Annotated in this window: 27 protein-coding genes; 11 read left to right on the top strand and 16 right to left on the bottom strand. The window is 38.6% G+C overall.

Annotation, left to right across the window (positions count from 1 at the left end; translation table 11 throughout):
* Positions 1–93: 93 nt before the first annotated feature.
* The 4 genes from FQ204_RS02655 to FQ204_RS02640 all read right to left on the bottom strand — a co-directional run bounded on the left by FQ204_RS02655 (position 94) and on the right by FQ204_RS02640 (position 3,708).
* Positions 94–747, bottom strand: a complete 654-nt coding sequence (locus tag FQ204_RS02655; RefSeq protein ID WP_144208299.1) for a DNA alkylation repair protein — start codon at positions 745–747, stop codon at positions 94–96.
* A 1-nt stretch (position 748) separates the two neighbouring features.
* Positions 749–1,291, bottom strand: coding sequence for a GNAT family N-acetyltransferase (locus FQ204_RS02650; RefSeq protein ID WP_144208296.1), 543 nt, complete (start codon positions 1,289–1,291; stop codon positions 749–751).
* A gap of 121 nt (positions 1,292–1,412) precedes the next feature.
* On the bottom strand, positions 1,413–1,949 hold the full coding sequence (locus FQ204_RS02645) for a hypothetical protein (RefSeq protein ID WP_144208293.1): 537 nt from the start codon (positions 1,947–1,949) through the stop codon (positions 1,413–1,415).
* An 88-nt stretch (positions 1,950–2,037) separates the two neighbouring features.
* Entirely contained in the window at positions 2,038–3,708 is a 1,671-nt protein-coding gene (locus FQ204_RS02640) for a formate--tetrahydrofolate ligase (protein ID WP_144208290.1), read from the bottom strand.
* Between the two features lie 137 nt (positions 3,709–3,845).
* On the opposite strand from FQ204_RS02640, the gene FQ204_RS02635 reads away from it, so the two are divergent.
* From FQ204_RS02635 to FQ204_RS02615, 5 genes are all read left to right on the top strand, one after another.
* Entirely contained in the window at positions 3,846–4,538 is a 693-nt protein-coding gene (locus FQ204_RS02635) for a phosphopantothenate--cysteine ligase (protein WP_144208286.1), read from the top strand.
* Positions 4,535–5,086 carry a phosphopantothenoylcysteine decarboxylase gene (gene coaC / locus FQ204_RS02630; RefSeq protein ID WP_144208283.1) on the top strand — a complete coding sequence of 184 codons (552 nt, stop codon included), beginning with the start codon at positions 4,535–4,537 and terminating at the stop codon, positions 5,084–5,086. The genes FQ204_RS02635 and coaC overlap by 4 nt, the downstream gene beginning before the upstream one ends.
* The gene (locus FQ204_RS02625) at positions 5,070–5,633 is read left to right on the top strand and encodes an ECF transporter S component (protein ID WP_144208280.1); all 564 of its coding nucleotides are present in this window, start codon (positions 5,070–5,072) and stop codon (positions 5,631–5,633) included. The genes coaC and FQ204_RS02625 overlap by 17 nt, the downstream gene beginning before the upstream one ends.
* Before the next feature lie 180 nt (positions 5,634–5,813).
* The gene (locus FQ204_RS02620; protein WP_144208277.1) at positions 5,814–7,532 is read left to right on the top strand and encodes a phospho-sugar mutase; all 1,719 of its coding nucleotides are present in this window, start codon (positions 5,814–5,816) and stop codon (positions 7,530–7,532) included.
* A gap of 227 nt (positions 7,533–7,759) precedes the next feature.
* Positions 7,760–8,107 (top strand): PedC/BrcD family bacteriocin maturation disulfide isomerase, encoded by a 348-nt coding sequence (locus FQ204_RS02615; RefSeq protein WP_144208274.1) that lies wholly within the window; start codon positions 7,760–7,762, stop codon positions 8,105–8,107.
* A gap of 115 nt (positions 8,108–8,222) precedes the next feature.
* Here FQ204_RS02615 and mutY read toward each other — a convergent pair whose 3' ends face one another.
* From mutY to FQ204_RS02590, 5 genes are all read right to left on the bottom strand, one after another.
* Positions 8,223–9,392 carry an A/G-specific adenine glycosylase gene (mutY, locus tag FQ204_RS02610; protein ID WP_144208271.1) on the bottom strand — a complete coding sequence of 390 codons (1,170 nt, stop codon included), beginning with the start codon at positions 9,390–9,392 and terminating at the stop codon, positions 8,223–8,225.
* Between the two features lie 66 nt (positions 9,393–9,458).
* Positions 9,459–10,436, bottom strand: coding sequence for a phosphate acetyltransferase (pta, locus tag FQ204_RS02605; RefSeq protein ID WP_144208268.1), 978 nt, complete (start codon positions 10,434–10,436; stop codon positions 9,459–9,461).
* A 3-nt stretch (positions 10,437–10,439) separates the two neighbouring features.
* Positions 10,440–11,336, bottom strand: coding sequence for an RluA family pseudouridine synthase (locus FQ204_RS02600; protein WP_144208265.1), 897 nt, complete (start codon positions 11,334–11,336; stop codon positions 10,440–10,442).
* Positions 11,333–12,151 (bottom strand): NAD kinase, encoded by an 819-nt coding sequence (locus tag FQ204_RS02595; RefSeq protein ID WP_144208262.1) that lies wholly within the window; start codon positions 12,149–12,151, stop codon positions 11,333–11,335. Before FQ204_RS02595 ends, FQ204_RS02600 begins: the two co-directional genes overlap by 4 nt.
* The gene (locus tag FQ204_RS02590; protein WP_144208259.1) at positions 12,135–12,806 is read right to left on the bottom strand and encodes a GTP pyrophosphokinase family protein; all 672 of its coding nucleotides are present in this window, start codon (positions 12,804–12,806) and stop codon (positions 12,135–12,137) included. The genes FQ204_RS02595 and FQ204_RS02590 overlap by 17 nt, the downstream gene beginning before the upstream one ends.
* A gap of 95 nt (positions 12,807–12,901) precedes the next feature.
* Between FQ204_RS02590 and FQ204_RS02585 the strand changes: the two genes are divergently transcribed.
* The 6 genes from FQ204_RS02585 (at position 12,902) to FQ204_RS02560 (ending at position 17,521) form a co-directional block, all read left to right on the top strand.
* A complete protein-coding gene (locus FQ204_RS02585) occupies positions 12,902–13,459 on the top strand; it encodes a CYTH domain-containing protein (protein ID WP_144208256.1) in 558 nt (185 codons plus the stop codon).
* Between the two features lie 82 nt (positions 13,460–13,541).
* Positions 13,542–14,501, top strand: coding sequence for a ribose-phosphate diphosphokinase (locus FQ204_RS02580; protein WP_144208413.1), 960 nt, complete (start codon positions 13,542–13,544; stop codon positions 14,499–14,501).
* Between the two features lie 9 nt (positions 14,502–14,510).
* Positions 14,511–15,626 (top strand): cysteine desulfurase family protein, encoded by a 1,116-nt coding sequence (locus FQ204_RS02575; protein ID WP_144208253.1) that lies wholly within the window; start codon positions 14,511–14,513, stop codon positions 15,624–15,626.
* Between the two features lie 5 nt (positions 15,627–15,631).
* Entirely contained in the window at positions 15,632–15,979 is a 348-nt protein-coding gene (locus FQ204_RS02570) for a DUF1831 domain-containing protein (RefSeq protein ID WP_144208250.1), read from the top strand.
* Between the two features lie 177 nt (positions 15,980–16,156).
* Positions 16,157–16,801 carry a redox-sensing transcriptional repressor Rex gene (locus FQ204_RS02565; protein WP_144208247.1) on the top strand — a complete coding sequence of 215 codons (645 nt, stop codon included), beginning with the start codon at positions 16,157–16,159 and terminating at the stop codon, positions 16,799–16,801.
* A gap of 27 nt (positions 16,802–16,828) precedes the next feature.
* Entirely contained in the window at positions 16,829–17,521 is a 693-nt protein-coding gene (locus tag FQ204_RS02560) for a gamma-glutamyl-gamma-aminobutyrate hydrolase family protein (RefSeq protein WP_144208244.1), read from the top strand.
* Here FQ204_RS02560 and radC read toward each other — a convergent pair.
* From radC to FQ204_RS02525, 7 genes are all read right to left on the bottom strand, one after another.
* On the bottom strand, positions 17,518–18,198 hold the full coding sequence (gene radC, locus FQ204_RS02555) for a RadC family protein (RefSeq protein WP_144208241.1): 681 nt from the start codon (positions 18,196–18,198) through the stop codon (positions 17,518–17,520). The two genes, FQ204_RS02560 and radC, sit on opposite strands and share 4 nt — an antisense overlap.
* An 86-nt stretch (positions 18,199–18,284) precedes the next feature.
* Complete coding sequence (gene phoU, locus FQ204_RS02550; protein WP_144208238.1) at positions 18,285–18,938, bottom strand: phosphate signaling complex protein PhoU; 654 nt, start codon at positions 18,936–18,938, stop codon at positions 18,285–18,287.
* A gap of 79 nt (positions 18,939–19,017) precedes the next feature.
* The gene (pstB, locus tag FQ204_RS02545; RefSeq protein WP_144208235.1) at positions 19,018–19,776 is read right to left on the bottom strand and encodes a phosphate ABC transporter ATP-binding protein PstB; all 759 of its coding nucleotides are present in this window, start codon (positions 19,774–19,776) and stop codon (positions 19,018–19,020) included.
* 40 nt (positions 19,777–19,816) lie between these two features.
* The gene (pstB, locus tag FQ204_RS02540; protein ID WP_144208233.1) at positions 19,817–20,620 is read right to left on the bottom strand and encodes a phosphate ABC transporter ATP-binding protein PstB; all 804 of its coding nucleotides are present in this window, start codon (positions 20,618–20,620) and stop codon (positions 19,817–19,819) included.
* 11 nt (positions 20,621–20,631) lie between these two features.
* Positions 20,632–21,516 (bottom strand): phosphate ABC transporter permease PstA, encoded by an 885-nt coding sequence (gene pstA, locus FQ204_RS02535; protein WP_144208230.1) that lies wholly within the window; start codon positions 21,514–21,516, stop codon positions 20,632–20,634.
* Complete coding sequence (pstC, locus tag FQ204_RS02530; protein ID WP_144208227.1) at positions 21,506–22,417, bottom strand: phosphate ABC transporter permease subunit PstC; 912 nt, start codon at positions 22,415–22,417, stop codon at positions 21,506–21,508. Before pstC ends, pstA begins: the two co-directional genes overlap by 11 nt.
* Positions 22,418–22,438: 21 nt before the next feature.
* A complete protein-coding gene (locus FQ204_RS02525; RefSeq protein ID WP_144208224.1) occupies positions 22,439–23,305 on the bottom strand; it encodes a phosphate ABC transporter substrate-binding protein PstS family protein in 867 nt (288 codons plus the stop codon).
* Positions 23,306–23,381 lie beyond the last annotated feature (76 nt).

The following is a 23,381-nucleotide window of genomic DNA, read 5'->3' as shown; positions in this document are numbered from 1 at the left end:
CTGATTGTGCTTTATCTTTTGACTCAAAATGATTTCAATTGTTAATGGGTGCGAAGGAAAAAGATAAACGAAAGAAGTCTATCATTATCCTTTTCATAAATACTTGCTTCCTTCTTTAATACTGAGTTTGCTCAGTCTATCTTTGTATTTTTCGATAAACTCCTGCACCCAGACAGGATTGGTCTTGGAGTAATCTCGCAGGGCCCAGCCGATGGCCTTATTGATGAAAAACTCTGTCTGGCCCAGATTGTTGATTAGGATCTGCTCCAAGAGCTCGGTATCCGTTTCTTCTTTTTGAAGCAATTGGTGCTCAAGGGCAAGGCGCCGCAGCCAAAAATCTTCATCCCTGCTCCAATCTAATACTATTTTCTTTGTCTCAGGATAATGCAAACTAATATAGCCTACTGAGCGGCACAAAAAGTCAATCGTGTCCCACCATGGCTTTGTTTGTGCTAATTTCTTTATCTTTGGTAAATCGTTTGAGGTCAAGGCTTTTTGTTTTAGTTGTAAGTAATCTAGCACCACATATTGCATTTCACGATAGGGATTCTTCCAGGCCTGGTCAATAAATCCCCAATCTATCGTAGATTTGTGATGTTTCTTAAAAAATATTTTAGAGATTTGTCGCCTAATAGGTGTTTTAACTCCTAAAAATTCAAACTGGCTTTTCATATATGCTCTCATATGAACGGCGTCATCAGAGTTCGCTACTTCTTTTAATTCTTGGAAAATGTCTTCTGCTTTCATATTACCATTCATTTTCAATACCTATATCTTTGACTAATTTAATTGGTCTTGCTGGTTTATCTAAACTCTTCTGCAACCAAACTGTATCATGCCACTGGCCGAACTTGTAACCAATTTTTGGGAAATGAGCCACTTGCTGATAACCACGTTTTTTATGGAAAGAAATACTGGCGTCATTCGGCAGTGCAATACAAGCTAGAAAATGGATATAACCCTGTTGGTCTAAAATCCCTTCTAAGGCATCATAAAGCTTGCTTCCCAGACCCTTGCCGCGTGCATCCTCAGCCAGATAAACCGACAGCTCGCAGACCCAGTCATAGGCCGTACGTCCATAGTAAGTCGAAGCATAAGCATAGCCCAGAATGACCCCGTCCTCTTCAGCGATCAAGTAGGGAAATTTATCCAAGATTTTCTCAATCCGATCGGCGAATTCCTCGACAGTCGGCACCTCATACTCAAAAGTGATAGCCGTCTTCTCCACATAGGGAGCGTAGATTGTCACCAAAGCTGCTGCATCTTCTTTTCTTGCAAATCTGATGTTCATTGCGTCTCCTTTTTCAAAAGAAATAAAACTAAATTCAATTTTCACGTGCGTCATCCAATTCTACCATTTCGTAAAGAGTATTAGAATTGCATATTTTATTATAATAGAAAAACTACTAAGATTATTTCCTATATTTCTTATTATATAGGATAATTTCTTTTGCGATTTGAGGTTTGGTGGCTTTTCCAGTGATTAGTAACCTGAGAGGCTTGATAACTTGTAACCCTAAGCGATTTTTTGTGTAGTAAGATAGCCGATAGTGAAAATAGTTCACCAATTCTAAAAAAGCAAAAAGCCATAAACCGATTCCAATCATTGCGTTTGTGTTATTTTCTCTAAAGGTCATTAGCCAAATCGGTATATAAGCAAACATCAACATATAATCAAGTACTTTTAAGAATTTATAAATTGGTGCAACAATCCGAGTTTCCAAATCTTGCTTTTTTTGGATTTTCTTTAGACAGTTTAACCAATATAAAGCACCTTGAATCAAAATCAAATTGAGAATGAAAAAAGGAAAATAGATGATTGCACTCGAAGGCGCAAATCTTGTTTCTGGTTTTATATATATTAGATACACGATACAGAATAAAAATACGCTCGTCAGTTCCCCTGAGAATAAATAACTCAACTCTTGTTCGATACTTCTTTTTGGCAAAAAAGCATCTCCTATAAAGAAAAAGCTAAGTCATAATCATTGATACCAGAAAAAGGCTCCTCAAAAGCCTTTTTCCTTGCAATCTTGATTAGAACAAGCCAATAGCTGTGCCGTCTGGAGCCACATCCATATTGAGGGCTGCTGGGCGTTTTGGCAGACCAGGCATAGTCATAACATCACCGGTCAGGGCGACAATAAAGCCTGCGCCCAATTTTGGAACAACTTCACGAATCGTAATTTCAAAGTTTTCTGGTGCTCCCAGAAGCGTTGGATTATCTGAAAAACTGTATTGGGTCTTGGCCATACAGATTGGCAGCTTATCCCAACCGTTCTTGACAATTTGAGAAATTTGAGTTTTTGCTTTCTTTTCAAAATTGACTTTTGTTCCGCGATAGATTTCCTTGACAATTTTCTCGATTTTTTCTTCAACTGTCAGAGCGTTATCATAGAGTCGAGTGTAGTTGGCAGGGCTAGTTTCAATTGTTTTGATCACAGTTTCAGCAAGAGCTAAACCACCGTCAGCTCCGTCTGCCCAGACACTGGCCAATTCCACAGGGACATCAATCTCTGCACAAAGTTCCTTGAGCACTGCAATTTCAGCTTCCGTATCGGAAACAAATTCATTGATAGCTACTACGGCTGGAACACCAAATTTACGGATATTTTCCACGTGGCGTTTAAGGTTGGCAAAACCTGCTTTAACCGCTGCGACATTCTCAGTTGTCAGGTCTTCTTTAGCGACACCACCGTTCATTTTCAAAGCTCTGAGGGTCGCAACAATGACTACTACATCTGGAGCAGTCGGCAGATTGGGTGTTTTAATATCTAGGAATTTCTCAGCCCCCAGGTCCGCACCAAAGCCAGCTTCAGTCACCGTGTAGTCTGCCAGATGCAGGGCTGTTGTCGTCGCCAGAACAGAGTTACAGCCGTGAGCGATATTGGCAAATGGCCCGCCGTGGACAAAGGCCGGTGTGCCATAGATAGTCTGTACTAGATTGGGCTTTATAGCGTCTTTCAAGATGAGAGCAAGAGCCCCTTCTACTTCCAAATCTCGAACATAAACAGGCGTCCGATCATAACGATAACCAATAACGATATTAGCTAGACGTTCTTTCAAGTCCTCAATGCTTGTCGCTAAGCACAGAATAGCCATGATTTCAGATGCAACTGTAATATCAAAACCATCTTCCCGCGGAATGCCATTAACCGGACTACCTAGACCGACGGTCACATGCCGCAAAGCACGGTCATTCAGATCTACCACGCGCTTCCAGATGATGCGACGTTGGTCAATTCCTAGAGTATTTCCTTGATGTAAATGATTGTCAATCAAAGCAGAAAGAGCATTGTTGGCAGTGGTAATCGCATGCATATCTCCTGTGAAATGCAAATTGATGTCTTCCATTGGTAAAACCTGTGCATAACCACCTCCAGCGGCTCCGCCTTTGATTCCCATAACTGGTCCAAGAGACGGTTCACGAATAGCAATCATGGTTTTCTTGCCAATTTTGCTGAGGGCATCTGCCAAACCAATAGTAATAGTTGATTTTCCTTCGCCGGCCGGTGTCGGATTGATGGCTGTTACCAGAATCAGCTTACCAACTGGGTTCTTTTTTAATTTCTGAATCTTATTAAAAGACAATTTAGCCTTGTATTTGCCGTAGAGTTCCAAATCGTCATAATCAATTCCGACTTTCTCTACCACATCAGCAATCGGCTGCAAGTCAACACTCTGAGCAATTTCTATATCCGTTTTCATTGGGAATCCTCCAGTTTTGATAGGATTATTATATCAAAAAATAAAGAAAACAAACACTTTCAAAGCTAAAATTCTCAAAAACGTTCGGAAAAGTCTTTTCTATTTACGAATTAACTTTTTTTGTGTAAAATTTAGTTATGAAACTATTGATTACTTCTGGCGGAACGAGCGAAAAAATTGATCAGGTTCGTTCTATTACAAATCACTCTACAGGAAAACTTGGTGCACTGATTGCGGAAAGTTTCTTAGCCCAAGGCGACCAGGTCACCTTAGTCACTACACAGAGTGCTGTCAAGCCTGCTGCTCATCCGAATTTAACCATTCAAATCATTGAAAATGTACAAGATTTGCTGGAAACAATGCAGCCTTTGGTCAACACTCATGATGTTTTAATTCACTCAATGGCTGTTTCCGACTATACCCCTATTTATATGGCAGGATTTGACCAAATCACTGCTTCACAGGATTTAACAGAGTTTTTGAACAAAACAAACGTACAAGGGAAGATTTCTTCACAAGATGAATATCAAGTGCTCTTTCTCAAACAAACACCGAAAATTATCAGCCAAGTAAAAAAATGGAATCCCCATATCCGTCTAATTGGTTTTAAACTCTTAGTGGATGTTTCTAAGGAAGAGTTACTGGCAGTTGCTCGTGCCAGTCTTGCTAAAAATCAAGCTGAAATAATTGTGGCAAATGACTTGTATGATATTTCCAATAATCAACATCATGCTTACTTGGTCAAACAAGATTCCGTAATAGAAGCCACTACTAAAGAAGAAATTGCTCAATTATTGCTGACACATATTCACACAAAGGACAATCTATGAAACATATTACACTAGCTGTCACAGGAAGTATTGCTGCATATAAAGCTGCCGACTTGGTCAGTCAATTGACAAAAGACGATCTAAATGTAACTGTTCTCATGTCTCAAGCAGCTACAAATTTCATTACCCCCTTAACTTTGCAGGTATTGTCGAAAAATTTAGTGCATACAGATGTCATGGACGAGCCTGCGCCAAACAAGGTCAATCATATTGAAATTGCCAAGCAAACAGAGCTTTTCTTGGTTGCACCTGCTTCTGCCAATACAATCGCTAAATTAGCCAATGGCTTTGCGGACAATATGATAACCAGCACTGCACTTGCTTTGCCTATAACAGCCAAAAAAGTGCTAGCTCCTGCTATGAATACAAAAATGTATGAAAATCCAATCACTCAAGAAAATCTATCTAAACTAGAAAAATACGGCTGGCAAATTATTCAGCCTAGAGAAACCGTCTTAGCCTGTGGTGACCACGGAATCGGCGCTCTTGCTTCTGTAGAAACAATTATAAAAAAAGTAAAGGAAATGATTTATGAAGAAACAATCTAATATTGCTCAAATTGCTATCTTTTTTGCTATTATGCTCGTCATTCATCTATTGAGTTCAGTAATATTTAATCTTTTTCCCGTCCCGATCAAACCAACAATTGTTCATATTCCAGTTATTATCGCTAGTATCCTTTATGGACCAAAAGTTGGTGCACTTTTAGGTGCTTTAATGGGAATCATTAGTCTAGTTACGAGTACCATTGTCCTCTTGCCAACAAGTTATCTATTTAGTCCATTTGTCCCTAATGGGAATATTTATTCGCTCATCATTGCTCTCGTTCCGCGAATTTTAATCGGAGTCACACCTTATTTTGTTTATAAATATCTTAAAAATAAGACTGGACTTATTTTAGCTGGGACCGTCGGTTCGTTGACAAATACTATTTTTGTTTTAGGAGGGATTTTCCTACTATTCTCCAAAGTTTATAACGGAAACATTCAACTACTGCTTGCTTCTGTTATTTCAACCAATTCCATTGCTGAAATGATTATTTCTGCGGTTCTGACGGTTACCATTATTCCAGCCCTTGAAAAAGTTAGAAAATAATCACGTGAAAACGTGATTTTTTTATGAAAAAATGCTATAATGAAAACGGTTAAACAATAAAAGAAAGTTTAAAATTCTGAGAAAAATATAATTTTCATTATTCTACTAAGAAAACGAAGTTAGTTGCTTTTTTTCAGATGTTTCATAAACTTTCCAATTTTTATAAAAGGAGATTTCACAATGACTTATCAAGATAATTTCAAAAAATGGCTTGATTTTGCAGAACTTCCAGATTACCTTCGTAAAGAATTGGATTCGATGGATGAAAAGACAAAAGAAGATGCTTTTTATACCAATCTCGAATTTGGTACTGCTGGTATGCGTGGCTTGATTGGTGCAGGTACGAATCGTATCAATATTTATGTCGTTCGTCAGGCAACTGAAGGTTTAGCACGTTTGATTGATGAAAAAGGTGAAGATTTCAAAAAACGCGGTGTCGCTATCGCTTACGACTCTCGTCACTTCTCACCAGAATTTGCCTTTGAATCTGCTGCTGTCTTAGCAAAACATGGCATTAAATCTTATGTATTTGAAAGTCTCCGTCCAACACCAGAACTATCGTTTGCAGTTCGCCATTTGGGAACTTTTGCTGGGATTATGATTACAGCTAGCCACAACCCTGCTCCATTTAATGGCTATAAAGTTTATGGTGAAGATGGGGGGCAAATGCCGCCGCATGATGCTGATGCCTTGACGGATTATATTCGTGCAATCGAAAATCCATTTGCCATTGAAGTAGCTGATGTTGAAGCCGAAAAAGCATCTGGATTGATTGAAATCATCGGTGAAAACGTTGATACTGAATACCTTAAAGAAGTAAAAGATGTGAATATCAATCAACAATTGATTGATGAATATGGAAAAGACATGAAAATCGTCTACACTCCGCTTCATGGTACAGGTGAAATGTTAGCACGCCGAGCATTTGCCCAAGCTGGTTTTGATTCTGTTCAAGTTGTCGAAGCTCAATGCGTGCCAGATCCAGACTTCTCCACTGTCAAATCACCAAATCCAGAAAACCAAGCTGCTTTCGCACTCGCTGAAGAATTGGGACGTAAAGTTGGTGCGGATGTCCTTGTCGCAACAGACCCAGATGCTGACCGTGTGGGCGTTGAAGTTCTCCAAAAAGACGGTAGCTACCGCAATCTTTCAGGAAATCAAATCGGTGCGATTATGGCCAAGTATATCCTTGAAGCGCATAAGACTGCTGGAACACTTCCTGCAAATGCAGCACTTTGCAAATCCATTGTCTCTACCGATCTTGTAACCAAGATTGCTGAAAGCTACGGCGCAACCATGTTTAATGTCTTAACTGGTTTCAAATTTATCGCCGAAAAGATTCAAGAATTTGAAGAAAAACACAATCACACTTACATGATGGGCTTTGAAGAAAGCTTTGGCTACTTGATTAAACCATTTGTACGTGACAAAGATGCTATCCAAGCTGTTTTGGTCGTAGCTGAGCTTGCAGCTTACTACCGTTCTCGCGGCTTAACTCTTGCAGACGGAATTGAAGAAATCTACAAAGAATACGGTTACTATGCTGAAAAAACGATTTCAGTTACTTTGTCTGGTGTTGATGGCGCTGAACAAATCAAAGCTATTATGAGCAAGTTCCGTGACAATGCACCGAAAGAATTCAATGCTACTGCTGTTGCAGTCACAGAAGATTTCAAAGCACAAACTGCTACTGATTCTGACGGCAATGTAACGAAATTAACAACTCCACCAAGTGACGTATTAAAATACACACTTACTGATGGTTCATGGATTGCTGTACGTCCTTCAGGAACCGAACCAAAAATCAAATTCTACATTGCTGTTGTCGGAGATTCCAGCCAAGACGCTCAAGCAAAACTTGCTAAAATTGAAGCAGAAATCAACGACTTTGTAAAATAATCAGAATCTCACTTCTATCATTTTCAATTTCGAGTCTGTGACAATAGTGTCTCAGGCTCGAACTGCTTTTATCATAGAAATATTTTCTCTATTTACAACTTCAAACAGTCTAACAGACTATTGTCTTGTCTCATTCCTTTTTTAATATTTCACTTTTCATTTCAAATCTCTGCATTATTTTTATATTTATGGCATACTGAAATGAGCAAAAGAAATGAGGTTATTTTATGGAAAAATTTGCACAAGACATTAAAGATTTAGAAGTGACTACTGTTAATCGTGCTCGAAAAGCTATTGCAGCCAAAGAAACTGCTACATTTTTCATTGGTCGAAAAACATGTCCTTACTGTCGTAAATTCGCCGCTACGCTAGCTAGTGTTGTCACTGAAACCAAAGCACATATTTTCTTTATCAATAGTGAGGAGCCTAGTGAACTGGAAGAGCTCCAAGCATTCCGTTCCGAATATGGAATCCCAACTGTACCAGGATTTTTACATACAGAGAATGGTCATGTGACTATCCGTTGTGACTCCTCTATGACGGCTGACGAAATCAAGTCATTCGCTAACTTATAAAAATGAAGCTGAGACGAAAATCTCCAGCTTCACAACATATTATAAACCAACTAGGCAATAGCTTTTTACAATCACAAAGCGAGGCAGGGAGCATATTATCCCTGCCTCTTAACATTTAATTTCCTTTTAATTTACCTTCTTGAAAGGCTTGCCACATTTTCTGCTGGGGTTTAGCAAATGGATAATCGGCAAAGTCATCAGGGTGCAGCCATAGAACTTGTTCCTGTTTAGGCGTTTTCGTAGCATTTACCACCTGACCGTAGAGCAAACGAATCTGCCACTTGCGATGACTAAACACATGTTGAATCGTTGGAAAAGTTTGCTCCTGCCAATCTACTATCAAATCATAGTCCTGCTCAAAACTTTCTTGAGGAGGCAATTCAAATGCGACTTGATTTTCAGCTACTTCAAAAAGTGATAGCTGTTCATCGTCAGAAAATTCATCTACTTCAATTAAAGGAAAGTGCCAAAATCCTGATAAAAGACCGCTTGTTTCATTTTTTTCCAAAAGAAACTGTCCTTGAGTATTTTGAACAATCAAACCATACAAATAAACTGGGACTGGTTTTTTCTTAGGAGCTTTGATAGGGTATTTATCCATTGTTCCATGTAAATAAGCAGCACTAAATTCTTTTATAGGACTATCTTTCGGTCTAGGATTCACCGGCGCTTCAATATCTGAACCCAAATCCATCAAGGCTTGGTTGAAATCTCCTGGTCTTTCAGGATCAATCAAAATTTCCATCATGGCCTGAAAAACTTTTCGATTAGCTGGAACACCAATGTCTAAGTTTACCTCAAATAAACGACTCAAAACTCGCATAACATTGCCATCTACTGCTGGCTCAGGCAAGCCAAAAGCAATGCTAGCGATAGCGCCCGCTGTATAAGGACCAATCCCTTTAAGGCTGGAAATTCCTGCGTAAGTGTGAGGAAACTGTCCATTAAAATCTGTCATAATCTGCTGGGCTGCCTGTTGCATATTGCGCACTCGCGAATAATATCCTAGTCCCTCCCATGCTTTTAATAAGCGTTCTTCTGGTGCCGTTGCCAAATCTTTGATTGTCGGAAACCAATCTAAAAAGCGCTCATAGTAAGGAATGACCGTATCTACTCGCGTCTGTTGTAGCATAATTTCTGAAATCCAAATATGATAAGGATTGCTGCTTCTCCGCCAAGGCAAATCACGTTTATTCTCATCATACCAAGCTAATAATTTTTGACGAAAGGAGGCAATTTTTTCATCCTCCCACATCTCAATTCCATATTTTTTCAAATCTAACATAGCTTTAGTATATCATAAAATAAAAAGAGAACCCAGAAAGTGAACTCTGGATTCTTTGTCATTTTTCTAATAATGACCAACTGCTTGGCTAGCAGTAATTAACGTTAATTTATAAACATCGTCAGCATTACATCCACGTGAAAGGTCGTTTACTGGGTGATTCAATCCTTGCAAAATAGGACCGACTGCTGAGAAACCGCCGAGGCGTTCTGCCATTTTATAGCTAATATTTCCAGCTTCGATACCAGGAAATACAAAGACAGTCGCTTGACCAGCTACATTGCTGCCAGGAGCTTTTAACTCTGCTGTTTTAGGTACAAAGGCCGCATCAAACTGTAATTCTCCGTCAATAGCAAGCTCTGGTCGCATTTCCTGCGCTAGTTTTGTGGCTTCAACGACTTTATCAACCTTTTCACCAAATCCAGACCCTTTAGTTGAATAGCTAAGCATAGCTACTTTTGGAACAATACCAAAAATTTGTGCAGTTAATGCTGAGTTAATGGCAATTTCTGCTAATGTTTTAGCGTCTGGATCAATATTGATTGCGCAGTCCCCGAAAACATAACGTTCATCACCACGAACCATTAGAAAAGCACCAGATGTACGAGAAACCCAAGGAAGAGTTTTAATAATTTGAAGGGCTGGGCGAACTGTACTTGCCGTAGAGTGAACTGCACCAGAAACCATACCTTGTACTTTTCCAAGATACACGAGCATGACACCAAAATAATTGACATCCTCTTTCAATAGTTTACGAGCTTCTTCTTCTGTGATTTTTCCCTTACGGCGTTCAACAAAAGCTGCAACCATTTCTTCAAAACAAGAACAATTTTGAGGGTCAATGACTTCATAACCTTCCGTTACGCCTTCAATTTCAAGATAAATCCTAATTTTTTCGGGATTTCCCAACAAAACAGGTGTAATACTAGTTTCTTTTACCAAACGTTTTGTCGCTTGAAGAATACGTGGTTCTTCACCTTCTGGTAAAACAATTTTTACTTCTTTGTCTTTAAGTGCTTCGCGAATCTTTTCAAAAATTTTCATGTTTTACTCCTTTTTATTGCTTAATTTTTGAATTACTGCTTGGAAATCTTCCGGAAGAGGACTCGATTTATTCACAACTTCCTCATGGAATGGATTGTAAAAACGCAATGAGTGGCAATGAAGCGCTTGCCGCGCTATGCCATCTGTCAAGCTGCCTCCATACAAATCATCTCCTAAAAGAGGAAAGCCAATATAAGAAAAATGAACCCTAATCTGGTGTGTCCGTCCTGTGTGAAGATGAATATCAACGAGGTAAACATCACCATATTGCGCTAAAACTTTATAGCTCGTATGAGCATATTTCCCATTTTTCGCTACACAGCGTGTAATAATACTGCTATCTTCTCGTGCGATGGGAGCGATAATGTCTCCTTCAGGCTTTAACCGTTCAGAACCCTTAACCAAAGCATAATAATGCTTCTCAATGACTTTCTTTTGCAGCTGTTTATCCAATCTTGCATGAGCATAACCGTGTTTTGCAAACAACATCAGACCACTCGTATCACGATCCAAACGTGTTACAATATGAATCTGCTGATTTTCATAATGATTAGAAATGTAGTAAGCTTTTACAAAATTGGCCATTGTATTAGAATGATTCACACTAGGAATGCTAGCTACGCCTGCTGGCTTGTTCAAAATCAAAAAATGTTCATCTTCGTAGACAATCTCTAATTCTCTTTCTACTGCCCGTAGACTACCAAAACCTTCTTCTGCAGGAATATCGACAGCAACTTTGTCGCCAATATCCAACAAATAAATGGCATTTTGCTTTTTTCCATTTACTTGAATATCTCCACCAGAAAACTTAATTTTTGCAAGCAAACTTTTGGAAATTTCGTGTTTTTTTAAAAAGGTCTTGACTTTAACATGTTCATCTGCAGTAAATTCAAACCTCATTCCTCCACCTCGCCAATAAAAGCATCTTTTACACGATTCCAGAAGCTCGTATGACTCGGTGTAGCAAGAAAGTTAATCTTATGTTGATCAATTTGAAATTCAATTTTAGAAATATTGTTTATCATAAAATTTTGATTGTCAATCGAAATTGCATGTCGGTCATTCCAAGTCGGCACGATTTCAATTTTATCTTTCTTAGGAACGATAATTGAGGAACCTAAGGTCCGAAACACACGATTGTTCAAGCTTGCAACTTCTGCAATCTGAAGAGCTTCAATGGTTGGGTGCAAAACAGCTCCACCTAGCGATTTATTGTAAGCTGTGCTTCCTGTCGGAGTTGATACTGAAATGCCATCACCACGAAAGCGCTCAAAATGCACTTGATTGATAATGACATCAGCAACCATTGTTCGTCCTGAACGCTTGATTGTTGCCTCGTTCAAAGCACGTTTTGTACAAACTTCATTATTTCCATGGAAAATTTTAACATTTAAAATCGGATAGGAAACTTTCGCACCCGTGTCTAATTTTAAATTGTCAATTAGTTTGTCCAATTCAAAATCTCGATAATCCGTATAAAAACCCAAATGTCCTGTATGGACGCCAACAAAGCGGACTTTATCTAGCTGATCTTCATATTTATGAAAGGCCGACAAAAGCATCCCATCGCCACCGATTGAAATGACAATATCAGGATTATTATCATTCAAAATAAAATGATTCTGCTTTAATTTTTGTTTTAACTGGCGAGAAATTTCTTGACTTTGTCGCCTGCGATTGCTGATAATCCCTATTCTTTTACCTGTATTCTTCATCTGTATCGTCACTATTTCCTACGCCATCATTCAATTTGCGACTAATTGGGTCAAACAAGGCTTGTGCCTCTTGAATATCATCACGAATTTTTCCCATTTCTTCGTCCAATTGATAGGCGATTTTTGCGGTAATCTCCAGACGTTTCTTAATTTCATCTGGAAATTCACCCTTATATTTATAATTCAGCGAATGTTCAATTGTTGCCCAAAAATTCATGGACAGAGTACGGATTTGAATCTCTGCTAAAACCGTTTTATTGCCATTGATGGTATCAACAGGATATTCAATAATGACATGATAGCTTCGATATCCACTAGCCTTACGATTTTTAATATAGTCTCGCTCTTGGATAATCCGCATGTCATGGCGTTTTCGCAAAACATCCAAAACTTCTTCTACGTCATCCACAAATTGAACCATCACGCGCAAACCTGCTATATCTTGCATATCTTGCGCTAGATTTTCCTCTTTAATCCCGCGCAGAGCCATCTTTTCTTTGATACTTTCTATCGGTTTTACACGCCCCGTCACAAATTCAATCGGAGAATGCTGTTTTTGTTTTCGATACTGTTTACGAATCCCGCGCAGTTTGATTTTTAACTCACCAACCGCTTGAATATAAGGATCCAGAAACTCTTCCCACTCTAATTGCATACACTCACCTTGTCATTTTACTTAATTTTTTATAAAATAAACATAATACTTATTATAACATAAATCGCTTTCAAACAAAAGAAAAGGATTTGAAAATGAATCATTTGGAAATTGAATACAAAACGCTTCTGACAAAGAATGAGTACCAACAGCTGTTACCGCTGTTTTCAGATATAACAGCTACCAAACAAACAAACTACTATATTGACACAGCCGACTTCTCAATCCGAGATACAAAAATGGCACTTCGGATTCGTGCTTTTGACAATCGTGCCGAATTAACTTTGAAAATTCCGCAGCAAATCGGTAATATGGAATACAATCAAGCTCTCACTTTAGAAGAGTGTCGCACACTCATCAATACATGTGTGCTACCTGAAGGAGAAATACGTACCCTGCTGACTCATGCTATCAATCTCGATGAACTAAAGGTGCTAGGGAACTTAACAACTATTCGCTATGAAAAAGAGACCACTATTGGCTTAATGGCACTTGATGAAAATCATTATTTTGACAAAACAGACTACGAATTAGAGCTGGAAGTGACAGATGCAAAGGTTGGAAAAGAACAATTCGACCACTTTTTACAAGCTCATCATATCCATTATAAATATGCAAAACCTAAAGTTGCAAGATTTGCTCAAAACTTATGAATAAAAGCTGAAATTTTGCTTATTTTTTGATAAAATGGAATGTAGAAACCAAAAGGAGTCTTAATAAGTTATGATGGATATACTGACAGATAAAGCACAGATGAAGTTGTTTGCACTAAATTCCAATCACGATATTGCCGAAAAAATTGCTAAAGCCGCTGGCGTGACTCTTGGAAAACTATCCTCGCGTCAATTTTCAGACGGAGAAATCCAAGTAAACATCGAGGAAAGTGTTCGTGGTTTTGATGTATTTATCATTCAATCAACGAGTTTCCCTGTCAATAATCATTTGATGGAGCTTCTCATCATGGTGGATGCTTGCAATCGTGCCAGCGCTAACTCTGTCAATGTTGTGATGCCGTATTTTGGTTATGCTCGTCAAGACCGTACTGCCGCTCCACGCGAACCGATTACAGCAAAACTTGTCGCAAATATGCTGGTAAAGGCAGGGGGTGATCGTGTTCTGACCCTTGATTTGCATGCGGTCCAAGTCCAAGGCTTCTTTGATATTCCTGTTGATAACCTTTATACCATCCCTCTTTTCGCCAAACATTACTGTGAAAAGGGCTTGTCTGGCGAAGATGTAGTTGTGGTCAGTCCAAAGAACTCCGGCGTTAAGCGTGCTAGAAGTTTAGCAGAGCATTTAGATGCTCCAATTGCTATCATCGACTATGTACAAGATGACTCTAACCGTGATGAAGGTTACATTATCGGAGATGTGGCAGGTAAAAAAGCCATTCTCATTGATGATATTCTAAACACTGGACGTACCTTTGCTGAAGCCTCAAAAATTGTTGAACGTGAAGGCGCAACAGAAATTTATGCGGTTTCTAGTCATGGTCTATTTGTCGAGGGAGCTGCTGAAAAGTTAGACAATTCCCCAATCAAAGAAATTCTAGTAACCGACTCAGTTGCCACTAAAGAAAAAACTCCGAAAAATGTTCAATACATTACTGCAAGTGAGCTAATCGGAGATGCAATCGTTCGTATTCATAAAAGAAAACCAGTCAGTCCTCTTTTTGCTTACAATAAAAAGAAATAAGGAGAAATCTTGATTTATTTCGATAATGCAGCAACAACTCCTATGTCAACAGCTACTATTGCTGCTATGACACAGGTTATGGAAAATACCTTTGGCAATCCGTCTAGCATTCATAGTCACGGTAGAGCTGCTAGTAAAATTCTTCGTGAAGCCCGACAAGAGCTTGCTGAACTGCTTCATACCAATAGTCAACATATTATCTTTACATCTGGTGGGACAGAAAGTAACAATACAGCTATAAAAGGATATGCCTTGGCCCATCAAGACCAAGGAAAACACATTATCACTACTGCTATTGAGCATCATTCTGTTCTTGAAACTATTGAATATTTGGTGGACAAATTTGGCTTTGAAGCTACTTATATCCAACCTAAAAATGGAGAAATTACAGCTCAACAGATTAAAGAGTCTCTTCGAGAAGATACAATACTTGTTTCAACCATGTATGCCAATAATGAAACAGGCTATGTGCTTCCGATCAAAGAAATTGCTGAAGTTGTGAAACATCATCCCGCTGCTTATCATGTGGATGCTGTGCAAGTTATGGGTAAATTACCTGTCTATCCTGACGAGCTAGGAATTGATTTCATGAGTGCATCAGCTCATAAATTTCACGGTCCTAAAGGGGTCGGCTTCTTGTACTTCAATCATGTAAAATTTGATAAGTTTTTACATGGTGGAGACCAAGAAGATAAAAGACGGGCAGGTACTGAGAATTTAGCAGCTATTGCCGGTATGGTTGCAGCTTTAAAAGAGAATCTTAAAGACTATTCAAAAAATATAAGTCATGTGGAAAGCTTAAAGAAACAGCTTCTCGCCGAACTTGATGGAACCAATTACTATATAAACAACGCTTCCTCTACACTTCCCTATGTCATAAATCTTGGCTTTCCAAAGCATGCTAACGATTTATTGCTCATGCGTTTAGACTTATCTGGAATTTCTATCTCAACTGGCTCTGCTTGTACGGCAGGCGCTATTGAACCCAGTCATGTTCTTGAAGCACTTTATGGTAGCGATTCAGAACGCTTAAAGGAATCTATTCGCATTAGTTTCTCGGAGCAAAATACTTCAGAAGAAGTTCAACAATTTACTACGATATTAAAAGAAATTTTAGGAGGATAAAATAGATGGCTTTTCAGACCACTATTCACTTAAAAGACTGCCCCTACAGTTACTCTCTTGGAGAAAATGTAAAAAAATTTACTTTGCGTGATAACACATTTGCCGAAACCAAAGTTGGAAATTATGAACTGTCACGTTTATTAGAAAATGTTCCAAATAGCGGGGATGGTTTTCTATTAAAAATCATTATCAATAAAGACCTTTCTGGTGTAAAAATCAATATTACAGACAAATCAGGACTTCGTTTGGTCAATATTTTTAAATCAGAAGCCAATCATATTATTCAGGAAAAATTTTATTTTCTAATGGATAGTTTAGTTGAACGTGGTATTTTTACCAAACAAGAGCAATAAGCAAATAGCTTAAAAGCTCATTTTTAAACCGTCAGTAAAATAATATAATGAGAGTGGGATAACGAGCTGAAAATCTTTGATTTTCTGAATTTTGTCCTACTCCTTTTCTATTTTTATCAAATAAGTTGATTTTTTCACAAACTTTCTATAAAATAGTCTTTGAAAGGATGTGATTTTGTGAAATCTGAAAAAAATACCACCATTCCACGCGCAACTGCAAAAAGGCTCTCTCTTTATTATCGGATTTTCAAACGATTTAATTCCGAAAAAATCGAAAAAGCCAATTCAAAACAAATCGCAGATGCTATCGGGATTGATTCTGCCACTGTCCGTCGTGATTTTTCTTACTTTGGCGAATTAGGTCGTCGTGGCTATGGTTATGATGTAAAAAAACTCATGAATTTTTTTGCTGATTTACTTCATGATAATTCTATTACCAATGTGATGTTGGTCGGTATCGGTAATATGGGACACGCACTTCTCCACTACCGCTTCCATGAACGGAATAAAATGAAGATTGTCATGGCATTTGACACTGATGATCATCCTGAAGTTGGAACTACTACAACTGACGGGATTCCTATTTATGGCATTTCACAAATCAACGATAAATTAAAAGGTGTAGATGTAAAAACAGCTATTTTGACAGTTCCTAGTGCAAAAGCGCAAGAAGTTGCAACTGCTCTTGTACAAGCTGGTGTAAAAGGTATTCTCAGTTTTTCCCCTGTTCACTTAACCGTTCCAAAAGATGTTGTCGTTCAATATGTTGATTTAACAAGTGAGCTGCAAACACTTCTCTACTTTATGAAAAAAGGGAATTAAACAATTAGAAAGAGCAGACATTTATTTATGAAGAAACCCATTATTGGAATTACTGGAAATGAAAGACCAAACCCCGAAGATGAATTTGCCATCATGAGTTATGCTGCTAAGGGATTTGTGGAAGGTGTAAAAGAAGTTGGTGGAACTCCCATCATATTGCCAATCGGAGATGCAGATATGGCGCAGCGCTACATTCAGATGATTGATAAGCTCATCCTAACGGGTGGGCAAAATGTATCACCGCAATTCTATGGCGAAGAAAAAACAATTGACAGTGATGATTACCATTTGGAGCGTGATTTGTTTGAACTAGCCTTAATCCATGAAGCTGTCCAACAGCAAAAACCAATTTTTACTGTTTGCCGCGGTACACAATTGTTTAACGTCGCAATGGGTGGAACTCTTTATCAAGATATTGAACATCATTGGCAAGACAGTTCTGCTGAGTATACGACTCAAAAATTAGTCACTAAATCCGGCTCTGTTTTAGAAAAGATTTACGGCGAAGTGTCTCATATCAACTCTTTCCATCATCAGAGTATCAAAGACTTAGCAGAAAATATTGAAGTCATTGCCCGTGATCCAAAAGATAATACCATTGAAGCCATTACAACAACCGATGAAATTGCTTATCTGGGAGTCCAGTGGCATCCAGAATTCTTATTTGAAACACGTCCTAAAGATCGGCTTCTTTTTGACTATGTCGTCAATAAACTTTAAATCAATTCCGTTTCTTCTCGATAACTATAATAATCTTTCTTAGCGACGATGAGATGATCCAGTAAGATGAAACCCATTAGTTCACAGGCTTCTTTTACATGTTTGGTCACTTCATCGTCGTTTCTGCTCGGCAGTACGGCTCCTGAAGGATGATTGTGTACTAAAATAATGGATGTCGCCATGTGCTTCACGGCATAATGCAGGATTTCTCGTGGCTCTGCAATACTGCGTGACACGCTGCCGATAAAAATTGTCTGTTGATGAATGATTTTGTTTTGAGTATTCAGATATAAAGCCACAAGGTGTTCTTGCTTTTTATGCCCCAATTCCTGTTGCATTTTTTTCGCTAACTTTTGACTACTTAAAATTTGCTCTTGCGTAATCAATTCTGCCTTACTGATTCGCTGTCCCAGCTCCATCATGGCTTGCAATTCAATAGCTTTGATACGACCAATTCCAGAGATTGATTGCAGTTCTTGTAGCGTCATATTACGCAAATCATTCAAACTAGAAATAGTTGATAGAATTCGTTGAGAAACTTGAAAAACAGTTTCTTTTTTATTGCCCGTACGGATAAGAATGGATAACAATTCTTGATTGCTCAATTGTTCTGCACCTTCTGCTACCAAACGTTCTCTTGGCAATAAAGAATCTTCCTGAAATGAAATACTGTACATAAAATACCTCCTCATATTCTTATTCGGAAAAAGAAGAGGAAAATAAAAAATCTGAGAAATGATTCTCAAATTTTTTAAATTAGTATTTACATTTCAACAATTTTACCTGTTTCAAAGTAAACAACCCATTCACAGATATTTTTAGCATAATCACCAATACGTTCTAGGTACGAAATAACTTGGAAGTAATCACGGCCTGTAACAATCAAATCTGGATTTGTTTTAATTTCTTGCGTTGCTAGGTCTCGAATATCATCAAAGTACTGATTGATTTTCTCATCCATAGCAGCTACTTCATAGGCCTTATCCACATCGCCATTAAGGTAAAGCTCAAGTGCTGCTTCCACAAAGTTCTTGACATCACGTCCCATCTTGCTGATTTCTTCTTCAACAGATTGGATGCGAACTTCTCCTTTCATGCGGATCGTCGCCTGCGCAATGGAAACAGCATGGTCACCCATTCTTTCCACATCACTACTTGCTTTCAAAACTGTAATAACTGTGCGTAAGTCTTGTGAAACGGGCTGCTGCAAAGCAATAATTTCCAGAGATTTTTTCTCCAACTTTACTTCATATTCATTTACTTCTGCATCTTCTTCGATAACCTCTTTTGCTAATTCACGATCGTGGGTCACAAATGCACGAACTGTGCGGTTAATCTGTGATAAAACTTCATTTCCCATCGCGTAGAATTGGTTATGGAGTTTTGCTAAATCTTCTTCAAATTGTACTCTAAGCATAAAATTTCCTTTCATAAGATATAAAGGGTGCTAACAGTCTAGGGACTGGTTGAGATAACAAAAAGTAACTTCTGTCTTTCTATCCGAATTTTCCTGTAATATAATCTTCCGTTTCCTTATGAATTGGACTGAGGAACATTTCTTTTGTGGTATTAAACTCAATCAAATCTCCATTTAGGAAGAAAGCTGTCTTATCTGAAATACGACTAGCCTGCTGCATAGAACGTGTCACCAATAACATCGTATATTGATCTTTCAGTCCATAAAGTGTTTCTTCAATTTTTCCTGCAGAAATGGGATCAAGTGCCGACGTTGGCTCATCTAAAAGGATGATTTTCGGACTCGTTGCTAAGACGCGAGCTACACAAACACGTTGCTGCTGACCGCCTGACAAGCCAATTGCTGAATCATATAAGCGATCTTTTACCTCATCCCAAATGGATGCTCCCTTTAGTGAAGTTTCAACAACTTCATCCAACACCTCTTTGTCTTTGACACCATTGATTCGCAGACCATAGACAACATTTTCATAAATCGTCATCGGAAATGGATTGGGCTGTTGAAAAACCATTCCAATTTCTTTGCGAAGCTCTACTGTATCTGTTCGCGGACTGTAAATATTGTGCCCGTTATAAATCACAGTACCTGTCGTTGTCACCTCTGGATTCAAATCTCCCATGCGATTGATTGCTTTTAAAAGGGTTGATTTTCCTGACCCAGAAGGACCAATCAAAGCAGTAATCTCCTGTGGTAATATATCTAATGATACACTATTGAGAGCTTTCTTTTTATTATAATAAACCGACAAGTCCTTAATTTGTAAAATAGGTTCTGTCATTCTGATATCCTTTAATAAATTCTAAATTAATCACAGCTTTTTAACCAAAATGACCAGAAACATAGTCATTCGTAGACTGCAACTTAGCATTTTGGAAAATATTGGCTGTTTCATCATATTCGATTAAATCACCAAGATAGAAGAAACCGGTATAGTCACTAGCACGTGCTGCCTGCTGCATGCTGTGGGTCACGATGATAATCGTATAGTTCTTCTTCAACTCTAACATCGTTTCTTCTAACTGCGCTGTTGCAATTGGATCGAGCGCAGAAGCAGGTTCGTCCATTAAAAGTATTTCTGGCTTCACGGAAATAGCTCTAGCAATGCAGAGACGTTGCTGCTGACCGCCTGATAACATCAAAGCAGACTTGTGAAGATCATCCTTTACTTGTTCCCAAAGCGCTGCTTGCTTCAAAGACGTTTCAACAATTTCATCTAAAATCTTCTTATCCTTGACACCAGCACGTTCATGCGCAAACGTAATATTACGGTAAATGGATTTGGCAAATGGATTTGGCCTTTGAAAAACCATTCCGATATGCTTACGCATTTCATAAACATTGATATCTGGGCGGTTAATATCAATTCCTTCATACCAGATCTCACCAGTAACCTTAGCGATGTCAATCGTATCATTCATCCGATTCAAACTACGAAGATAGGTTGATTTACCAGAACCTGAAGGTCCGATAAGAGCTGTAATTTTATTTTTCTTGAACTGCATATCAACCCCTTTAATGGATTCATTTTGACCATAGTAAACATGCAAATCCTTCGTTGATAAAACAACCTCTTCCTCAGGAAAAGTAATGATATGTTTTTCATTCCAGTTATATTCTGCCATTTCTTCTCCTTTTAAGCAGATGTTAATTTCTTATGCAGGTAACTTCCGAGCTTACGAGCTCCAAGGTTAAAGATTAAAATAAAGATGAGAAGCACTGCTGCTGACCCAGCTGACACTTCCACTGCATCAGGAATCGTTCCTTCACTATTGACTTTCCAAATGTGAACAGCCAAAGTTTCAGCTTGACGGAAAACAGAAATTGGGCTAGTTACGCTGAAAATGTTCCAATTTGACCAGTCAAGTGCTGGGGCAGATTGACCTGCTGTATAGATAAGCGCAGCAGCTTCCCCAAAAATACGCCCAGAAGCTAATACAATCCCCGTCACAATACTTGGTAACGCTTCTGGAACAACAACATGGACGATCGTTTCCCAGCGAGAAATTCCAAGAGCAAGTCCAGCTTCGCGCTGTGTATGATGCACATGCTGTAAGCTATCTTCGACACTACGTGTCATCTGTGGCAGATTAAATACAGTTAACGCTAGGGCTCCAGAAATGATTGAAAAACCATATTGGAATTGAATAACAAAAATCAAATATCCAAAGAGACCGACAACAACGGAAGGCAGGGATGATAAAATTTCAATACAGGTTCTGACAAAATCTGTCACTGGACCTTTTTTAGCATACTCAGATAAGTAAATCCCTGCTCCCATTGATAAAGGAATGGAAATGATTAAGGTAATAACTAACAGAAATAGCGAATTATAGAGTTGAATCCCAATTCCGCCGCCTGCTTGATATGAAGACGATTGTCCAGTCAAGAATTTCCAAGACACATGGGGTAATCCTCTTACTAAAATGTAAAGAATTAGCGAGGCAAGGATGGTAACAATGATTCCTGCAATGATATAGAGGACGCCAGTGGCCAATTTATCCATTTTTTTAGCGTGCATAGTTCTTCTTACCTCTTTCCTTTGTAATCAATTTAATCACAGTATTGAAGGCTAAGCTCATCAAGAGTAGAACCAGAGCGAGTGACCACAGAACATTGTTATTAACAGTTCCCATAACAGTATTTCCAATTCCCATTGTTAAAATAGAGGTCAGGGTCGCAGCAGGTGTCGTCAGAGAAGTTGGGATAACTGCTGAATTTCCTACGACCATTTGAATCGCCAACGCTTCACCAAAAGCACGAGCCATTCCAAAGACAACTGCCGTAAAAATACCCGAACGAGCTGCTTTTAAAGTTACACGCCAAATTGTTTGCCAACGAGTCGCTCCCATTGCCATACTGGCTTCTCGATAATGACGAGGCACCGCACGTAAGCTATCTGTTGTCATAAAGGTTACTGTTGGTAAAATCATGACAAAGAGAACAAAAATCCCTGACAAGATTCCAAAACCTGTTCCGCCAAAGATACTACGGACAAAGGGGACAACTACCTGCAACCCAATGAAACCATACACAACCGATGGAATGCCGACTAGAAGTTCAATAGCTGGTTGGAGAATTTTTGAACCTTTAGGAGAGACCTCCGTCATAAAAACAGCTGCTCCAATCGCAAATGGTGTCGCTAATAAAGCTGATAAAAGGGTTACAAGAAAAGAACCTAGAATCATCGGTAAAGCGCCAAATTCCTTACCTGACGGATTCCACCTTGTTCCAAAAAGAAAACTAAAGATATTTACTTTATTAACAAAGAAGGTCGAAAGACCTTTCTCTGCCACAAACAATAAAATCATTGCAACGACAAAGACAATCAAACTCATGCAAAGAAAAGTAATGGTTTTACCAAAGGCTTCTAAACGAGAATTCTTTGACTTTGTCAGCATTTTTTTTGCTACTTCGTTCATGTTATTTCTAAACTCTTTCTTTTACTTTGAGCTAATAGTTCCATCAAGACTACGAGCAACTTTCATGTCGTTGATAGGAATGTAACCCATTTTCCCAACAATATTATTTTGGACTTCTGCTGTCATCATATACTCCAGAAATTTCTTAGCTAACTTGTTAGGTTCTCCCTTAGTGTACATGTGCTCATAAGACCAAATAGGCCAGTTGTTCGTCGTCACATTCTTCTTCGTTGGCTTGTAGCCATTCAAGTTTAAACTTTTCACACTCGTGTCCACATAAGAAAAAGCTAAGTAAGAAATGGCACCTGGAGTCTGTGAAACAATCGTTTTGACCATTCCGTTAGAATCCTGCTCCTGTGCTTGCTTGGCTTCCTTGCCATTCATAATAACACTATCAAAAACTGCTCGACTACCAGAACCAACTGCACGGTTGATGATGGTAATTTCCAAATCCTGACCACCAACTTGTTTCCAGTTAGTATATTCACCAGTAAAAATTTTTCGTAGCTGCTCTGTTGATAAATTGTTTATCTTAATTCCTTTATTTACGATAATCGCAGTGCCCGCAACAGCAACTTGATGATCAACCAAAGCCTTAGCATTGATACCACTTTTTTCTTCTGCAAATAAATCGCTATTTCCAATATCTACGGCGCCAGATTGGACCTGTGACAATCCTGTACCTGACCCTCCGCCTTGTACATTCACAATTTTTTTCGGATTTTCCTCAGCGTATTTATCTACAACTGCCTCAACCAAAGGCTGCAAAGCGGTTGATCCGACAGCTGTTATTGACTCGCCACGGTTAATCCAGGAAGCACAAGCTGACAAACTGAGACTACAAATCACAAGAGTGATTGCCAAAAGTATTTTTTTATGCTTTACCAAAATAATCTCCTTTTAAGATATGAAAACGCTTGTTGATCTATGGTTTTTCTAACTTATTCGCGTCTTATCTCACTAT

It is taken from the genome of Streptococcus constellatus, from assembly GCF_902167705.1.
GTDB lineage: Bacteria > Bacillota > Bacilli > Lactobacillales > Streptococcaceae > Streptococcus > Streptococcus constellatus_A.
Note: the sequence above shows the minus strand (reverse complement) of the source record. Positions and strands in the feature narration are given on the sequence as shown.

What these genes read in the sequence shown, in the direction of transcription:
- FQ204_RS02655 (WP_144208299.1), bottom strand. Translation starts at nt 747, where the DNA reads ATGAAAGCAGAAGACATTTTCCAAGAATTAAAAGAAGTAGCGAACTCT.
- FQ204_RS02650 (WP_144208296.1), bottom strand. Translation starts at nt 1,291, where the DNA reads ATGAACATCAGATTTGCAAGAAAAGAAGATGCAGCAGCTTTGGTGACA.
- FQ204_RS02640 (WP_144208290.1), bottom strand. Translation starts at nt 3,708, where the DNA reads ATGAAAACGGATATAGAAATTGCTCAGAGTGTTGACTTGCAGCCGATT.
- FQ204_RS02635 (WP_144208286.1), top strand. Translation starts at nt 3,846, where the DNA reads ATGAAACTATTGATTACTTCTGGCGGAACGAGCGAAAAAATTGATCAG.
- coaC (WP_144208283.1), top strand. Translation starts at nt 4,535, where the DNA reads ATGAAACATATTACACTAGCTGTCACAGGAAGTATTGCTGCATATAAA.
- FQ204_RS02625 (WP_144208280.1), top strand. Translation starts at nt 5,070, where the DNA reads ATGAAGAAACAATCTAATATTGCTCAAATTGCTATCTTTTTTGCTATT.
- FQ204_RS02620 (WP_144208277.1), top strand. Translation starts at nt 5,814, where the DNA reads ATGACTTATCAAGATAATTTCAAAAAATGGCTTGATTTTGCAGAACTT.
- FQ204_RS02615 (WP_144208274.1), top strand. Translation starts at nt 7,760, where the DNA reads ATGGAAAAATTTGCACAAGACATTAAAGATTTAGAAGTGACTACTGTT.
- mutY (WP_144208271.1), bottom strand. Translation starts at nt 9,392, where the DNA reads ATGTTAGATTTGAAAAAATATGGAATTGAGATGTGGGAGGATGAAAAA.
- pta (WP_144208268.1), bottom strand. Translation starts at nt 10,436, where the DNA reads ATGAAAATTTTTGAAAAGATTCGCGAAGCACTTAAAGACAAAGAAGTA.
- FQ204_RS02600 (WP_144208265.1), bottom strand. Translation starts at nt 11,336, where the DNA reads ATGAGGTTTGAATTTACTGCAGATGAACATGTTAAAGTCAAGACCTTT.
- FQ204_RS02595 (WP_144208262.1), bottom strand. Translation starts at nt 12,151, where the DNA reads ATGAAGAATACAGGTAAAAGAATAGGGATTATCAGCAATCGCAGGCGA.
- FQ204_RS02590 (WP_144208259.1), bottom strand. Translation starts at nt 12,806, where the DNA reads ATGCAATTAGAGTGGGAAGAGTTTCTGGATCCTTATATTCAAGCGGTT.
- FQ204_RS02585 (WP_144208256.1), top strand. Translation starts at nt 12,902, where the DNA reads ATGAATCATTTGGAAATTGAATACAAAACGCTTCTGACAAAGAATGAG.
- FQ204_RS02570 (WP_144208250.1), top strand. Translation starts at nt 15,632, where the DNA reads ATGGCTTTTCAGACCACTATTCACTTAAAAGACTGCCCCTACAGTTAC.
- FQ204_RS02560 (WP_144208244.1), top strand. Translation starts at nt 16,829, where the DNA reads ATGAAGAAACCCATTATTGGAATTACTGGAAATGAAAGACCAAACCCC.
- radC (WP_144208241.1), bottom strand. Translation starts at nt 18,198, where the DNA reads ATGTACAGTATTTCATTTCAGGAAGATTCTTTATTGCCAAGAGAACGT.
- phoU (WP_144208238.1), bottom strand. Translation starts at nt 18,938, where the DNA reads ATGCTTAGAGTACAATTTGAAGAAGATTTAGCAAAACTCCATAACCAA.
- pstB (WP_144208235.1), bottom strand. Translation starts at nt 19,776, where the DNA reads ATGACAGAACCTATTTTACAAATTAAGGACTTGTCGGTTTATTATAAT.
- pstB (WP_144208233.1), bottom strand. Translation starts at nt 20,620, where the DNA reads ATGGCAGAATATAACTGGAATGAAAAACATATCATTACTTTTCCTGAG.
- pstA (WP_144208230.1), bottom strand. Translation starts at nt 21,516, where the DNA reads ATGCACGCTAAAAAAATGGATAAATTGGCCACTGGCGTCCTCTATATC.
- pstC (WP_144208227.1), bottom strand. Translation starts at nt 22,417, where the DNA reads ATGAACGAAGTAGCAAAAAAAATGCTGACAAAGTCAAAGAATTCTCGT.